Origin of the sequence: Pseudomonas sp. Leaf59 (assembly GCF_920984685.1) — a bacterium.
In the GTDB taxonomy this organism is placed as follows: domain Bacteria; phylum Pseudomonadota; class Gammaproteobacteria; order Pseudomonadales; family Pseudomonadaceae; genus Aquipseudomonas.
In genome coordinates, this window is record NZ_CAKLBR010000015.1 from 121070 (window position 1) to 135512 (window position 14443).

12 protein-coding genes and 1 tRNA gene are annotated in these 14443 nt (G+C 61.5%); 3 read left to right on the forward strand and 10 right to left on the reverse strand.

Features of this window, described 5'->3' with window-relative positions; genetic code table 11:
* Positions 1-23 precede the first annotated feature (23 nt).
* Positions 24-99, reverse strand: a tRNA-Asn gene (locus LUB09_RS16820).
* A gap of 60 nt (positions 100-159) precedes the next feature.
* Positions 160-1056: a LysR family transcriptional regulator gene (locus LUB09_RS16825; RefSeq protein WP_209983280.1), complete on the reverse strand. Its 897-nt coding sequence runs from the start codon at positions 1054-1056 to the stop codon at positions 160-162.
* Positions 1057-1154: 98 nt separating this feature from the next.
* Between LUB09_RS16825 and lldD the strand changes: the two genes are divergently transcribed.
* Together lldD and LUB09_RS16835 are read left to right on the forward strand one after the other, a co-directional pair.
* Entirely contained in the window at positions 1155-2312 is a 1158-nt protein-coding gene (gene lldD, locus LUB09_RS16830; RefSeq protein ID WP_209983282.1) for an FMN-dependent L-lactate dehydrogenase LldD, read from the forward strand.
* Between the two features lie 167 nt (positions 2313-2479).
* Complete coding sequence (locus tag LUB09_RS16835; protein WP_231423100.1) at positions 2480-3406, forward strand: GGDEF domain-containing protein; 927 nt, start codon at positions 2480-2482, stop codon at positions 3404-3406.
* A 21-nt stretch (positions 3407-3427) separates the two neighbouring features.
* On the opposite strand, the gene LUB09_RS16840 is transcribed toward LUB09_RS16835, so the two are convergent.
* From LUB09_RS16840 to LUB09_RS16870, 7 genes are all read right to left on the reverse strand, one after another.
* Positions 3428-4195 carry a TenA family transcriptional regulator gene (locus LUB09_RS16840; RefSeq protein WP_422396112.1) on the reverse strand — a complete coding sequence of 256 codons (768 nt, stop codon included), beginning with the start codon at positions 4193-4195 and terminating at the stop codon, positions 3428-3430.
* Between the two features lie 78 nt (positions 4196-4273).
* Positions 4274-6736: an EAL domain-containing protein gene (locus LUB09_RS16845; RefSeq protein WP_209983290.1), complete on the reverse strand. Its 2463-nt coding sequence runs from the start codon at positions 6734-6736 to the stop codon at positions 4274-4276.
* 71 nt (positions 6737-6807) lie between these two features.
* Positions 6808-8601, reverse strand: a complete 1794-nt coding sequence (locus LUB09_RS16850; protein WP_209990432.1) for an ABC transporter ATP-binding protein — start codon at positions 8599-8601, stop codon at positions 6808-6810.
* 1 nt (position 8602) lies between these two features.
* Positions 8603-9238 carry a DsbA family protein gene (locus LUB09_RS16855; protein WP_209983292.1) on the reverse strand — a complete coding sequence of 212 codons (636 nt, stop codon included), beginning with the start codon at positions 9236-9238 and terminating at the stop codon, positions 8603-8605.
* Between the two features lie 3 nt (positions 9239-9241).
* Positions 9242-10183 (reverse strand): oxygen-dependent tRNA uridine(34) hydroxylase TrhO, encoded by a 942-nt coding sequence (gene trhO / locus LUB09_RS16860; protein ID WP_209983293.1) that lies wholly within the window; start codon positions 10181-10183, stop codon positions 9242-9244.
* A gap of 188 nt (positions 10184-10371) precedes the next feature.
* The gene (locus LUB09_RS16865) at positions 10372-10665 is read right to left on the reverse strand and encodes a BolA family protein (protein WP_209983295.1); all 294 of its coding nucleotides are present in this window, start codon (positions 10663-10665) and stop codon (positions 10372-10374) included.
* Between the two features lie 6 nt (positions 10666-10671).
* On the reverse strand, positions 10672-11190 hold the full coding sequence (locus LUB09_RS16870; RefSeq protein WP_003236690.1) for a DUF2059 domain-containing protein: 519 nt from the start codon (positions 11188-11190) through the stop codon (positions 10672-10674).
* A gap of 192 nt (positions 11191-11382) precedes the next feature.
* Between LUB09_RS16870 and LUB09_RS16875 the strand changes: the two genes are divergently transcribed.
* The gene (locus LUB09_RS16875) at positions 11383-12771 is read left to right on the forward strand and encodes a class II fumarate hydratase (protein WP_209983297.1); all 1389 of its coding nucleotides are present in this window, start codon (positions 11383-11385) and stop codon (positions 12769-12771) included.
* A 379-nt stretch (positions 12772-13150) separates the two neighbouring features.
* On the opposite strand, the gene LUB09_RS16880 is transcribed toward LUB09_RS16875, so the two are convergent.
* Positions 13151-14107: a DMT family transporter gene (locus LUB09_RS16880; protein ID WP_231423102.1), complete on the reverse strand. Its 957-nt coding sequence runs from the start codon at positions 14105-14107 to the stop codon at positions 13151-13153.
* Positions 14108-14443 lie beyond the last annotated feature (336 nt).

The window sequence follows — 14443 nt, forward strand, 5'->3', positions numbered from 1 at the left end:
GCATCGCTGCAGGCTTTTCTATCTGGCTCCACGACCTGGACTCGAACCAGGGACCCAATGATTAACAGTCATTTGCTCTACCAACTGAGCTATCGCGGAATGCGCCGTATGTTACTGATTAAAAAGAAGAAGTCAACCCTGCCCTGCTGACTGCCAGGTTTAAAGCGGATGGCCTGCAGAAAGCTGCTGCTCCTCGGCCAGATCCAGCCAGGCCCGCGCCGCCGGCGGCAGGTGTGCGCTGCTGCGCCAGGCCAGGGCGATGTGCCAGTCGGTGTGCGGTTCGTCCAGGGGGATCAGGGCAATGCCGGCGTGCTGGTGCTTGAGCGCGAGCATGCGCGGCAGGAAGGCGACACCGAGGCCGGCGGCGACCAGATCGACGATGAAGTCGATCTGTGCGCTGCGCGCGGTGACCTTGGGTGTCACACCCCTGCGCTCGCAGGCGGCGAGGATCTTGGCGTTCAGCGCGAAGCCGGCTTCAAAGAGGATGAACGGTGAGTCGGCCAGATCCGTGAAGTCGATGCGGCTGCGCAGCGCCAGAGGATGGCTGACCGGCAAGACGGCGATCAAGGGTTCATTGCGTACGGGCTGATAGTCGAAGCCTTCATCCACGGGCAACAGCAGTGCCGCGAGGTCGACCTCACCGGCTTGCAGGCATTCGCGCAGTTTCTTGCTGCCGTATTCGGTCAGCTCGATCTCGATGTCCGGGTAGCGGCTGCGGTAAATCGCAAACATGCTCGCAAACAGCAGGCCGCAGCCCACCGGCGGCAAGCCGATGCGCAATACGCCGCGTTTGAGGCCGCGCAGGTCGTGGATTTCGGCCACAAGGTTGGCGTGTTCGGCGAGCAGCGCCAGCGCGTGGCGGTAGGTCATTTCGCCGGCGGCGGTAAGCTCGTTTCGGTGACCGAGACGATTGAGCAGCGGCATGCCCAATTCCTCTTCCAGGGTCTTGACCGCCTTGCTTACGGTGGACTGGGTGAGGGACACCACCTCGGCCGCCTGGGAGAACCCTCCCTGGCGCACCACCTCAACAAAGGCGCGCAATGTGCGCAGGTTCATCGGCATTCCTTTTGCGACTTGGCTGTAGTGATAAAAGTTGTTTTTATCATGCCAGATCTTTGCCTATGGTTAACGCATCCTGCCGGAGACACTGCCCAATGATCATCTCGTCCGCTTCCGATTACCGCGCCGCCGCCAAGCGAAAGTTGCCGCGTTTTTTGTTCGACTACATCGACGGCGGCGCCTACGCCGAACACACCTTGCGCGCCAACTGCTCGGACTTGACCGACATCGGCCTGCGCCAGCGGGTGCTGCGCAACGTCGACAACCTGAGTCTCAGCACCTCGTTGTTCGGTCAGGAACATGCCTTGCCGGTGATCCTGAGTCCGGTGGGGCTGACCGGCATGTTCGCGCGGCGCGGTGAAGTGCAGGCGGCCAGGGCGGCGGCCAACAAGGGCATTCCCTTTTGCCTGTCGACGGTGTCGGTGTGTTCGATTGAGGAAGTGGCGTCGCAAAGCTCGCAGCCCCTCTGGTTTCAGTTGTATGTGCTCAAGGACCGCGGCTTCATGCGCAACGCACTGGAGCGCGCGCAGGCTGCCGGCGTGACCACTCTGGTGTTTACCGTCGACATGCCGACGCCCGGTGCACGCTACCGCGACGCGCACTCGGGCATGTCCGGGCCGTACGCCGCTCAGCGCAGGCTGTTGCAGGCCATCACCAAGCCGCAGTGGGCGTTCGATGTGGGGTTGATGGGCCGCCCCCACGACCTGGGCAACATTTCAACGTATCTGGGCAAACCCACGCACCTGGAAGATTACATGGGCTGGCTGGCCAACAACTTCGACCCCTCGATCAGTTGGAAAGACCTGGAATGGATCCGCGACGTCTGGAAGGGCCCGATGATTATCAAGGGTATCCTCGACCCGCAGGATGCGAGGGACGCGGTGAGTTTCGGCGCGGACGGCATCGTGGTGTCCAACCATGGCGGGCGGCAGCTCGATGGCGTGCTGTCCACCGCCAGGGCGCTGCCGCCCATTGCCGACGCGGTGGGCGATGAGCTGACCGTGCTGGTGGATTCGGGCATTCGCTCCGGTCTCGACGTGGTGCGCATGCTGGCCCTGGGTGCCAAGGCCTGCCTGCTGGGGCGCGCCACTGCCTATGCGCTGGCTGCCGATGGCCAGCAGGGCGTGGAAAACCTGCTGGACATCTTCGCCAGGGAAATGCGCGTGGCCATGACACTGACCGGCGTGACGTCGATTGAGCAGATTGATCACAACATCCTGGTGCATCAGCCAAATAACCGGCGTGACACTTAGGCGGGCGTTTGCGCCCGTAGAAACCGCCATTGATTTGTAAGGTGTTTTTTTTAATTAAACGAATTGGCATGAATCTCGCTCTAACACTTCCCAAGCAGGGCAAGTAATGGCACCCGACACGCTGACTTAGCCTGTAAGACGTTCAAGTGCTGAGAGGCCGATTGCTGATGAAAACACCTACCCAGATCCACGCAATCGACTTCGACAGCGCCAAATTGCAACGCCTGGGTTTCGGTCAGCCCTCGCCGCTGCCGCACCGCCCCGTAACGCTGGCTCAGTTACGCCAGCAACTGGGGCAGCATCTGCAAACCAGCCTGGAGCCGGAGCGCATCCTGGGTCTGTTCTTTCGCGAAATCCAGCGACTGGTGCCCCTCGACGCGATGGTTTATCGCCATCAGGCCAGCGACCTGCGACTTGAGTTCGGCCAGCGCGGCCATCACTCGGTGAGTTACACCCTCAGCCACGAGGGCGAACCTCTGGGCGAACTGGTGTTGCGCCGCAACCAGCGCCTGGCCGAGGAAGAGCTGGGGCAGCTCGAATCACTGCTGTCCACCCTGCTCTACCCAATGCGCAATGCCCTGCTTTATCGCACGGCCACCCGCAGCGCGCTGCGCGACCCGCTGACCCAGACGGGCAACCGCATCGCCATGGACCAGACCCTGCAGCGCGAAATCGACATGGCGCGCCGGCATTTGAACCCATTGTCGCTGCTGATGCTGGACATCGATCACTTCAAGCACATCAATGACACCCATGGCCACAGCGCCGGCGACCACGTGCTGCGCGCAGTGGCGGCGTCGATCAAGGGCCAGTTGCGTAATGTGGACATGGTGTTCAGGTATGGCGGGGAAGAATTTCTGATCCTGCTCTCCAACACCAGCCGGGAGGCGGCGGCGATGGTCGGCGAGCGACTGCGCCAGGCGGCACAGGCCGAGAATTATTGGGCGGACGATACCCGCATCGATCTGACGGTGAGCCTGGGTTGCTCCACCTTGCTGGCGGCCGAATCCGCCGAGAGCCTGCTGCGCCGCGCCGACAACGCCTTGTATGTCGCCAAGCGTGAAGGTCGCAACCGTCTGGCAATGGCGGGGTAAGCCCCCGCCACTGGATTTACATCATGCTTCGCTGGCCACGCGTACCGGCCGTTCTCGGGCGGCCACGGGCGCTGTTTCTCTCTCCAGACGCATGCAGCTTTCCAGGAACAGGTACATGTAGTCGTAGCTCTTGCACACGGCCTGGCGCAGTTCTTCCTGCAGGGCTCTGGTCGGGTTCATGCCGGCCAGGGTGCAAATGATCTCCAGCGCTTCCCATGGGTGAGCATCGTCGTACTGGGCATGCATCTTCAACCACTTCATCGCCCGCTTGCGGTCTTCCTCAGGGAAGGCCGCCGCATACACACCGGTTGAACACACCACGGCCGACCACTCCCCGGTCGCCCCCTCGATCGCATAGTTGGTGGCGGCAATCGCGACGATCAACGCATCGGACGAACTGGTGTGCCAGCACCAATGGCTCAGTGCGTGCAGCTCCGGCGGTACGTTTTGCGCCTGCAGTTCTTCAAGGCTGACGCCATGGGCACGGGCCCAATGAACCCAATAGTCGGCGTGGTTGAGTTCCACACGAATATTGCGCATCAGCCAACGTCGCGCCATATCCTCCCCAGGATGGCGCGCGAACTTGGTTTTGGTGAGGTTTTGTGCCATGTACAAGGCAAACTGTTCCACCACAGGCCAGCCACCGATCAGGTAGTGGCGCATGGTTTTGGCGCTGAGCGTATTGTCGCGCATGCGCTGGTACAGTTCGTGTTCGACAACCCGGCGCTTGCTCTCGCTACAGTCCTGGATCAGTTGTTGCGCCCAGGCTGGGTAACTCGAGGCTTCCATAAGCGGGCCGGTTCGGTTGAATGTGTCGATCACTGTAGGGCTCCTTTTTAAGTGTGATTGTACAGACCAGCAAATGTTTCAGCGGAATGTGCCGGGCGCCTTGAATAACAATGGCTGCGGCCGCGCGGGTCGGCACTGCAGGCTATCGAAGGTAAACAATTGCGGGCGTTCAATCAGGTAGCCCTGAGCGTAATCCACACCAATCTCCAGTAACGCCTGTTCGATTTGGGGTGTCTCTACAAACTCGGCAATTGTGCGCTTACCCATGACATGGCCGATATGGTTGATCACTTCAACCATGGCACGGTTAATCGGGTCGTCCAGCATATCCTTTACGAAACTTCCATCGATCTTCAGGAAGTCTACAGGTAAATGTTTCAGATAAGCGAATGAGGACATTCCGGCGCAAAAGTCGTCGAGGGAGAAGTGGCAACCTAAGGCTTTGAGTTCATTAATAAAGCGAATTGCACTGCCCAAATTGGCGATAGCACTTGTCTCGGTTATTTCAAAACAAATCATTTCCGGTGGAATACTGTAAGTGTTGAATTTCTCACGTAAAAAGCCGAGAAAATCATCATCGCCAATGGTGATGCCTGACAGATTGATCGCACACATCGCCATGGGCCGGCCCGGGCGCTCATGCAGGCAGCGGGCGATAATCTTGAACACGTTTTCCACCACCCAGCGATCCAGAGACGTCATCAGCCCATAACGCTCGGCCGCCGGAATAAAACTGTCCGGCAGAATGATGCGGCCGGTTTCATCGTGCAGGCGCAACAGGATTTCAATGTGGCCACTGCCACCCTCCGTTTGCCCCAGCGGCGAAATTTCCTGGGCGTACAGGCAAAAACGGTCTTCTTCCAGTGCCATGTGCAAACGCTGTACCCAGGCCATTTCACCAAAGCGCATGGACAGCTCGGAATCGTCGGCATGGTAGACCTGCACGCGGTTGCGGCCTTTTTCCTTGGCCATGTAGCAAGCCATGTCGGCCGTGCGCAGCGAGGTTTCCAGGGTGGTCGGCGTGCTGGTGATATGCACCAGGCCGATGCTCACGGTGGTCATGAACGGCCGGCCCTTCCAAACGAAATGCAGGCTTTGCACCGTATGGCGCAGGCTTTCGGCGATCTTTTCCGCCACCGGCACCGGGCAGTTCTCCAGCAGGATGCCGAACTCGTCGCCGCCCAGCCGTGCCAGGGTGTCATCTTCGCGCAGGTCCGATTGCAACAACGCGCAGATATGCCGCAGCAGTTCGTCACCTGCCGCGTGCCCGCAGGTGTCATTGACCAGCTTGAACTGATCCAGGTCGAGGAACATCAGCGCATGCCGGGCATTGGGCTGGCGCCCCGCCTGCTGCAACACCTGCTCCAGGCGGTGCTCGAATTCGCGCCGATTGGCCAGACCGGTCAAGGCATCGTGAGTCGCCTGCCAGGACAGGTTGGCGATGTATTGACGCTCCTGAGTCATGTCATGCAGCACCAGCACCGCGCCACTGATCTTGCCTGCGCTGCGGATCGGCGCCCCCACCAGCGTCACCGAAACAGTGCTGCCGTCCAGGCGCTGGATCAGCGTTGAATGGTCACTGCCGCCACTGAGCTGACCTTTGATGATGTGTTCGATCAGGGTGAAGCCATCGGACTCGGCATCTTCATCCAGCAACTTGAACAGCGCCGCCAGCGGCAAACCCTGGGCCTGGGCCGAGGTCCAGTGGGTCAGCGCTTCGGCAGCCGGGTTCAGGTAAGTGATCGCGCCGTCGACATCAGTGGTGATGACGCCGTCACCGATTGACTCCAGGGTGATCTGCGCGCGCTCCCTCTCGAGTTGCAGCGCATCGGCAAACGCGTGGCGCTGGGTCAGCAGTTTGTGCGTGCGCAGCAGCGCCAGTGCGATCAAAACCAGGGCGGTGGCCAGGTTGGTGATCACCAGCAGCCGCAGAATCATCCGCGACCCCTCGCCCAAGGCATCGCTGAAGGCCATGGCTGCCGGCGTCACGCCATCGTTGATCGCAAAAATATGCGCCTTCCAGCGCCGCACATCCCGCTCGCTGACCTGGCCGCTGTTGATCGCGCCGTGCATCGAGCGGGCCAGGTCATCCAGTTGCACCAGGTAGCCGTCGCCCACCGTCCACAGCTCGATGGCTTTTTCCAGGTAGCTGAAATGGCGAAAGTTGAGGTACAGCCAGATCAGGCTGGACACATCGTCCGGGTGATTCCCCCCCTTGAGGATGCCCTGGCGCGCGGCCTCGGTGTCCGGCACGGGCTGGTCGAGCGCGATGCGCAGTTCATGCCCGCCCTGGGGCACGGCGATGGCTTGCTGGTACTTGAGATAGGTGGCCGCGTCGCGGTTATCGGCGTAAAGCGTGAGGTAATAGATGGCGTCCTTCTGGCCCTTGGACCACAAGCTTTCACCCGCTACATAGCCACGCACCGCCGACAGCACGTACAGACTGAGACAGCCCAACAGTGCCTGAAACAGTACGACGGCAATGAAGGGCCAGACGATGCCCAGCAGCCGTGGCGTTCCTAGAGTCCGCTTTTGCTTCATGAAGTCCCTTGCACATGCACAGCTGGGTAAGCGCACGAAAATCTGCTTCCGATAGCTCAGCCTAGGCCAAATCAACGCACTTGTTGCAGGTGCCCGTAAAGTTTGGCGTAAAGCCCGCCATCGGCGATCAACTGCTGGTGGTCGCCATCTTCGGCAATGTGACCGCCATCGAAGACCAAAACTCGATCGGCCTGCTTCACCGCCGACAGACGGTGGGCGATGATCAGTGTAGTACGGCCGCTGAGAAACCGCGCCAATGCCTGATGCAGGTTGTACTCGGTGGCCGCATCCAGCGCCGAGGTGGCCTCGTCGAGTATCACCACCTTGGGTTCGGCCAGCACCATGCGCGCAATCGCCAGCCGCTGGCGCTGCCCGCCGGAAAAGCGCACACCGGAGCGCCCGACCACACTGTCCAGGCCCTGAGGCAGGGCCTTGACGGTCACATCCAGTTGAGCGATTTCCAGGGCCTGCCAGCAGGCCTCATCGCTGCGTTCACGGCCCATGGTCAGGTTGGCGCGCACCGTGTCGTTGAACAGCGCCGGATGCTGCAGCACCACCGCCACGTTTTCGCGGATGGTCTCAAGGCCGATGGCCTGCTGGGTTGCACCGCCGAACCGGATGCTGCCGGCTTGCGCCGTGTACAACCCGAGCAGCAGTTGCACCAGGGTACTTTTGCCGCCGCCGCTGGCCCCCACAATCGCGACCTTCTCACCAGGCGCGATGGTCAGGTTCAACTGGTTCAGCACCCGCTCTTCGCCATAGCCGAAATCCAGGCCGCGCACGTCGATACCGACGGTCTCGCGCCCGCTGAACGGGTCTTCGCCACCGGCATACTGCGGCTCGTCGGCACGCGCCAGCAGCTCGTTGATCCGTGTCAGCGCACCGCCCGCCGCATAGTAGGCGTATTGCAGGTTCAGCAACTGTTCCACCGGGCCGATCATGAACCACAGGTAGCTGAACACGGCGAGCATCTGGCCGATGGACAGATCGGAAAACAGCACCGTGAGCATCGCCGCCGCGCGGAAAATGTCGATACCGAACTGGAACAACAGGCCACTGGCGCGGCTGGAGGCATCGGTTTTCCATTGCGAGTGGATGGCGTAGTCACGCACTTCCCGGGCACGCTCGCCCAGGCGTCCGAGAAAGAAGCCCTGGCGATTGCCGGCGCGCACTTCCTGGATGGCGTCCAGGGTTTCGGTGAGCGCCTGGGTGAAGCGCGAGGTGCTGTCGTTTTCCAGCTTCTTGAGGTGCTTGACGCGCTTGCCCAACTGCACCGTGAAGTAGATCACCAGCGGGTTGAACAGCAGAATCAACAGCGCCAGCTGCCAATGCATCCACACCAGAATCGCCGAGGTGCCCACCAGCGTCAGCATCGCCACCAGAAAGCGGCTGAGGGTTTCGCCGACGAATTTGTCCAGCGTATCCAGGTCGGTGACCAGGTGCGTGGTCACGGTGCCGCTGCCCAGGCTTTCGTATTCGCCGAGGGAGATGCGCTTGAGCCGTTCGATCAGGCGCACGCGGATGCGGTACACGATGTCCTTGGCCAACCGCGCAAACAGGCGCGCCTGCACCACGTTGAACACCAGCGCGCCACAGCGCAGGGTCAGGGTGACCAGCAGCATCAGGCCGATATAGCCAGCGGCTTTTTGCCAACCCAGGGGCAGCGCGTGGTTCATCACCTTGAGCGCGGCATCGCCGCTGCCCAGCAGCACTTCGTCGACCAGCAGCGGCAGCAGCAGGGGAATCGGCACGCTGCACAGGGTCGCCAGCACGGCCACGCCATTGGCAATCCACAGGGATTTTTTGTGACGCAAGGCCAGGCGGCGAATTTCCGCCCAGGTCAGGCGGTCGATGCGGGCGGGCAGCTCAGGCACTGGCCGCTCGCTCAAGCCATCGGCTCAACAACGGCGAAAGCTCGGACAATGGCTGGTAGCCGTTGGTCAGCAAGGCCAGTTGGCCATCGCGCTCGGCCAGCAGCGTCGGGAAACCGGCGATGCCCAGGTCCTGCACCCAGCTGAAATCCGCCGCCGTCGCCGCATGCTGCTCGGCACGGTCGAAGGCACCGGCAAATTCGATGCGCGGGATGCCCGCCTGTTCGGCCAATTCAACCAGTACGCTGGCCAGGGTCACATCGCGGCCCTCGACATAAAACGCGCGCTGGATCAGCCCCAGCAGGATCCACGCGCAATCCGGCGCCAGGCTGCGCGCGGTGACGATGGCGCGGCAGGCAGGTTCGGTGTCGTAGACAAAGCCGTCGGGCAAGGCCCCTTCGCGCTTGAACGGCTGGCCGGTGGCGTCGGTGACAGCCTGCCAGTGTTCAAGGATGTAGCGTCGGGTGGTCGGCTCCAGCGCCGCGCCGCTGCCGGTACGCAGGCCGCCCACCACCAGGTGCACGTCCACGCCGGCCGCCTGGGCCTGCTCAACCAGTGCCTGCGCCACCGGGGCAAAGCCCCAGCACCAGGAACACATCGGGTCCATCACATAGAGCAGGCGCGCGGACATGGGTCAGGCCTCGGAAGGGGTTTGCTTGTAGTTGAAGCCAATTGGGTGCGGCAGATTGCGGGCCTTGGCCAGCTCGATCTGCTTCTGCCGGTCGATGGCGCTGCGACGGGTTTTCTCCGGCAGCTTATCCCAGCAATGCGGGCAACTGATGCCGGCCACATAGTGCTCGGACGCACGGTCCTCGACGCTGACCGGTGTGCGGCAGGCGTGACACTGATCGTAGTCGCCCTCGCTGAGGTCATGGCGCACGGTCACCCGGTTGTCGAACACAAAGCAGTCGCCTTGCCATTTGGTTTCTGCCTGCGGCACTTCCTCGAGGTACTTGAGGATGCCGCCCTTGAGGTGATAGACCTCATCGAAGCCCTCGCTGAGCATGAAGCTGGAGGCCTTCTCGCAGCGAATGCCGCCGGTGCAGAACATGGCGACCTTCTTGTGTACGGCCGGGTCGAAGTGGGCCTTGATGTAGTCGGGAAACTCGCGAAAGCTGGTGGTCTTCGGGTCGATCGCGCCTTCGAAGGTGCCGATGGACACTTCGTAGTCGTTGCGGGTGTCGATCAACAGCACCTCGGGGTCGCTGATCAGCGCATTCCAGTCCTGCGGTTCAACGTAGGTGCCGACCTTTTTGTTCGGGTCGACGCCTTCGACGCCCAGGGTCACGATCTCTTTCTTGAGCTTGACCTTGGTGCGGTAGAACGGCTGGTCGTCGCAGTAGGACTCTTTGTGGTCAATGTCGACCATGCGCGGGTCTTTCTTCAACCAGGCCATCAGGCCGTCAATGCCTTCGCGGCTGCCGGACACGGTGCCGTTGATGCCTTCTTCGGCAATCAGCAGGGTGCCCTTGATGCCGTTGTCGACCATTGCCTGCAGCAGTGGCTCGCGCAGGGCGACGTAATCTTCGAGGGTGACGAACTTGTACAGTGCCGCCACGACGATGGGGTGGGTCATGGGTGTTCTCTCCAGGTGGCTACCCTCGTAAGGGGTGAACCGGATAACGGCAGTTGCGAGTTTTTAGCCGCAAGCTGCAAGTAAAAGCAAAAAAAACGCGCCGACTGGGCGGCGCGTTGGGGATTGTAGCAAGAAGGCAGCTGCGAGGGCTCTAATCTTGTCGCTGGCAGCTGACACTTGTGGCTGCCTCAATGCCCTCCGGCGCAGGTCGGCGAGGCCGGGGCTGCGTCGATTTTCGCCCATTCATCAGGCGTGTAGGTATGCAGCGCCAACGCATGAAACTCGCTCATCAGGTCACCCAGGGTGGCGTAGACCGTCTGGTGGCGCTTGACGCGGTTGAGCCCCTCGAACTGCTGGCTGACCAGCACGGCCTTGAAGTGGGTCTGCAACCCACGGCTGTGCATGTGGCTTTCATCCAGCACGCTCAGGTGTTGCGGGCTCAGGGCGGCGAGCGCGGTTTCGATACGCTGTTGCATGGTCATTCCTGCTTACTTCTTCTTGGCCGGTGCGGCGGCTTTTGGCGTCAGCTCGTTGGTCATGTCTTCCAACAGCTTGTTCACTACCGGCACGGCGCTTTCCAGTTTGGCCTGGGTCATCTGAGCCGATTGCTGGGTCAGTTGCGGCATTTTTTCCAGGACCTTCTTGCCCAGCGGCGACTGGTAGAACGCAACCAGGTCCTTGAGCTCGGACTCGCTGAAATTGGTGGTGTAGAGCTTGACCATGTCCGGTTTCAGCTTCGGCCAGCCGATGGCCTGATCGAGCGCGGCGTTGGCCTTGGCCTGGTAGCTGTCCAGTACGGACTGCTTGGCGGCAGGCGCCTTGGTCTGTTCGAAACGCTGGGCGAACATTTGTTGCACTTGCATGTACACCGGGGTTCCCAGCTTGTCGGCATGGGCCAGGGTAAGAAAGGCTTCGGCACTGGCGTTGTGGCTGGCGGTATCGGCAAAAACCTGGCCGCTGGCGCAAACCAGAGCAACCGCGGTACAGATGGCACGAAGACGAGTCATCGAGTTTCCTTTTCTACAGGCGAGGTAAGACCCCAAGGGCGACCATTCTGCGCCTAAAAAACCTCGCGGCTCAACCCCAGGCCTTGTCGGACAAGGATCAGCGCCGCTTTAATCCGATGAAAAGTCTTTTATGGAACCCCCCTGCCCCATCACGGCCTAAACTGCGCTGACTGACTTCAAGGAGAGTGCCCGATGAGCCGTATCGAAACCGACAGCCTGGGAGACGTTCACGTCCCGGATGACGCTTACTGGGGCGCCCAGACCCAACGTTCGCTGGTGAATTTTGCCATTGGCGAGCAACGCATGCCGCTGGCAGTGCTGCACGCCCTGGCCCTGATCAAGAAAGCCGCCGCGCGCGTCAACGACCGCAACGGCGACCTGCCCGCCGACATCGCCCGCCTGATCGAACAGGCCGCCGACGAAGTGCTCGCCGGTACTCATGACGACCAGTTCCCGCTGGTGGTATGGCAGACCGGCAGTGGCACCCAGAGCAACATGAACGCCAACGAAGTGATCGCCGGACGCGCCAACGAACTGGCGGGCAACAACCGCGGCGGCAAGAGCCCGGTGCATCCCAACGACCATGTGAACCGCTCACAAAGCTCCAACGACTGCTTCCCCACCGCCATGAGCATCGCCACCGTAAAAGCGGTGCACGAACAATTGCTGCCGGCGATCACCGTATTGTCCGGCGGCCTGGCGGAGCTGGCGGCGCGGCACATGAAGCTGGTCAAGACCGGCCGCACCCACATGATGGACGCCACGCCGATCACCTTCGGCCAGGAACTCTCGGCCTTCATCGCCCAGCTCGACTATGCCGAACGCGCCATCCGCAGCGCCCTGCCCGCCGTGTGCGAGCTGGCCCAGGGCGGCACTGCCGTCGGCACCGGGCTCAACTCGCCCCACGGTTTTGGCGAAGCGATCGCCGCCGAGCTGGCTGCCCTTTCCGGCTTGCCGTTCGTGACCGCGCCGAACAAATTCGCAGCCCTCTCCGGCCACGAACCGCTGGTGACCCTGCACGGCGCGCTGAAAACCCTGGCTGTGGCCCTGATGAAGATCGCCAACGACCTGCGCCTGCTCGGCTCCGGCCCCCGCGCCGGCCTGGCCGAAGTCAAACTGCCGGCCAACGAACCCGGCAGCTCGATCATGCCCGGCAAGGTCAACCCCACCCAATGCGAAGCCCTGTCGATGCTGGCCTGCCAGGTGCTGGGCAACGACGTCACCATCGGCATCGCCGCCAGCCAGGGCCACCTGCAGCTCAACGTGTACAAGCCGGTGATCATCCACAACCTGCTCGAATCCATCCGCCTGCTGGCCGACGGCTGCAACAACTTCCAGGAACACTGCATCGCAGGTCTTGAACCGGACGCCGAACAAATGGCCGAACACCTGGAACGCGGCCTGATGCTCGTCACCGCGTTGAACCCACACATCGGCTACGACAAGTCCGCACAGATCGCCAAAAAAGCCTATGCCGAAGGCCTGACCCTACGCCAGGCCGCACTGGACCTGGGCTACCTCACCGACGAAGAATTCGACAAATGGGTACGCCCTGAAAACATGCTGGAAGCCGGCCATTAAAAAGCCTTTGATCCGCTCTTGATCTTGATCTTGATCTGCTTTTGATCTTGACCTTGATCTCAGGCGCCCCGTCAACCACGCTGGCCGAACGCAGGCTTGAATCCGTGGGTAACCCGGCAGGACGCCGGGTTAGCCGCACTGGGCCAGGGATGGCCCATTGCGGCGGCCCACGGATTCAAGCCTGCGTGCGGGCACACCGAGCCTGAGCGAGGTGCCGAGTGGTGGGGCAAAGCGTTTTTGGTTACTTTTTGCGCTCTTCAAAAAGTGACCCGCCGTAAGGGCGGAACCAATAGCCGCCATCACCACAGCAAAGGATATGTACACAATAAAGCCGCCATCGGGAGCAAGCCCCCTCCCACAGTTGAAACGCTGTACGCCCTTAGGAAGCCAGTCTTAACCGACGAGCCCTGAGCCCCGCAATCAAAGAAGGCGCCAAAGCGACCATCGCCGACCCCATCACCACCACCAACGCCCCAAAATACCCCAACGCATTAATCTCCTCAGCCTGCACAAACCCAGGCCACCACCACGCCGCCAACGCCACCGCCACAAACGTCACCAACGGCGTCAACGCCAACGTCGCACTCACCCGGGAAGCTTCCCAGTGCGCCAGCGCCTCCGCAAACGCCCCATACGCCACCAACGTGTTCATGCAGCACGCCAGCAACAACACCCCCTGCAACGGACTCAACGCCAACGCCTCCAGCGGCTGCGCCCACGGCGTCAACAACGCCGCGCAAAACAGATAAATCACCATCATCACCTGCAGCGAATTCCACACCGTCAGCAACTGCTTCTGCCCCAGCGCATAAAACACCCAGATCGTGGTCGCCAACAGCACCGTCAACACCCCGGCGGTATAAGTGCCCATGGACGTGAGCAGCTCCGCCAGGCGCTGATTGAAGAACAACCCGAAACCCACAATCAACACGACCAACCCCAAGCCTTGCCCAAGGCTGAAGCGCTCCTTGAACACAAACACACTGGCGACCATCAGAAAGATCGGCCCCATCTGCACCACCAGTTGCGCGGTGCCGGGGCTGAGCATTTTCAGGCCCACCAGGTACAGCACGTAGTTGCCCACCAGTCCGCACACCGCCATTGCTACCAACCCGCCACCTCTGGCGCCCAGCACCTTCAAGCTGGGCAAACGCCGGGTCGCCGCCAGGTAGATGAACAGGCAACCGCCGGCCACCATCAGGCGAAACCAGGTGACGGTGATCGGGTCCATCACCTGCAAGACCTGTTTGAGCTTGATCGGGAGAATGCCCCAGAGCAATGCGGTCAGCAGGGTCAGGAGAAAACCGTAGACCCAGCGACCGGAAGAGATGTGCATGAGTTGCCCCAAATGCCTGAGGTAGAAGAGCCCGCATTCTAGGGCCAAGCAAACAGATCGGGCTATGCCCTAATGCCGTTCAGGCAAGCGCAGATCCCCTGTGGCGAGCAGGCTTGTCCTGCGTTGGGCTGCGCAGCAGCCCCAAAGCCAGGCGCTGAGCCGTATCAGGTACACCGCGTTTTGCTCGATGGGGGGCGCTTCGCCCCCCAACGCGGGGCAAGCCCGCTCGCCACAATAAGCCCACACATTTTCCTTAACTGAACGGCATTAGGGCTTGCCCCAATGCCGTTCAGCTAAGCGCAGATTCCCTGTGGCGAGCAGGCTTGTCCTGCGTTG

Bases quoted from the DNA above. Each gene is read 5' to 3' on its own strand.
- LUB09_RS16825 (WP_209983280.1), bottom strand. From the start codon at position 1,056: ATGAACCTGCGCACATTGCGCGCCTTTGTTGAGGTGGTGCGCCAGGGA.
- lldD (WP_209983282.1), top strand. From the start codon at position 1,155: ATGATCATCTCGTCCGCTTCCGATTACCGCGCCGCCGCCAAGCGAAAG.
- LUB09_RS16835 (WP_231423100.1), top strand. From the start codon at position 2,480: ATGAAAACACCTACCCAGATCCACGCAATCGACTTCGACAGCGCCAAA.
- LUB09_RS16840 (WP_422396112.1), bottom strand. From the start codon at position 4,195: ATGGAAGCCTCGAGTTACCCAGCCTGGGCGCAACAACTGATCCAGGAC.
- LUB09_RS16845 (WP_209983290.1), bottom strand. From the start codon at position 6,736: ATGAAGCAAAAGCGGACTCTAGGAACGCCACGGCTGCTGGGCATCGTC.
- LUB09_RS16855 (WP_209983292.1), bottom strand. From the start codon at position 9,238: ATGTCCGCGCGCCTGCTCTATGTGATGGACCCGATGTGTTCCTGGTGC.
- trhO (WP_209983293.1), bottom strand. From the start codon at position 10,183: ATGACCCACCCCATCGTCGTGGCGGCACTGTACAAGTTCGTCACCCTC.
- LUB09_RS16865 (WP_209983295.1), bottom strand. From the start codon at position 10,665: ATGACCATGCAACAGCGTATCGAAACCGCGCTCGCCGCCCTGAGCCCG.
- LUB09_RS16870 (WP_003236690.1), bottom strand. From the start codon at position 11,190: ATGACTCGTCTTCGTGCCATCTGTACCGCGGTTGCTCTGGTTTGCGCC.
- LUB09_RS16875 (WP_209983297.1), top strand. From the start codon at position 11,383: ATGAGCCGTATCGAAACCGACAGCCTGGGAGACGTTCACGTCCCGGAT.
- LUB09_RS16880 (WP_231423102.1), bottom strand. From the start codon at position 14,107: ATGCACATCTCTTCCGGTCGCTGGGTCTACGGTTTTCTCCTGACCCTG.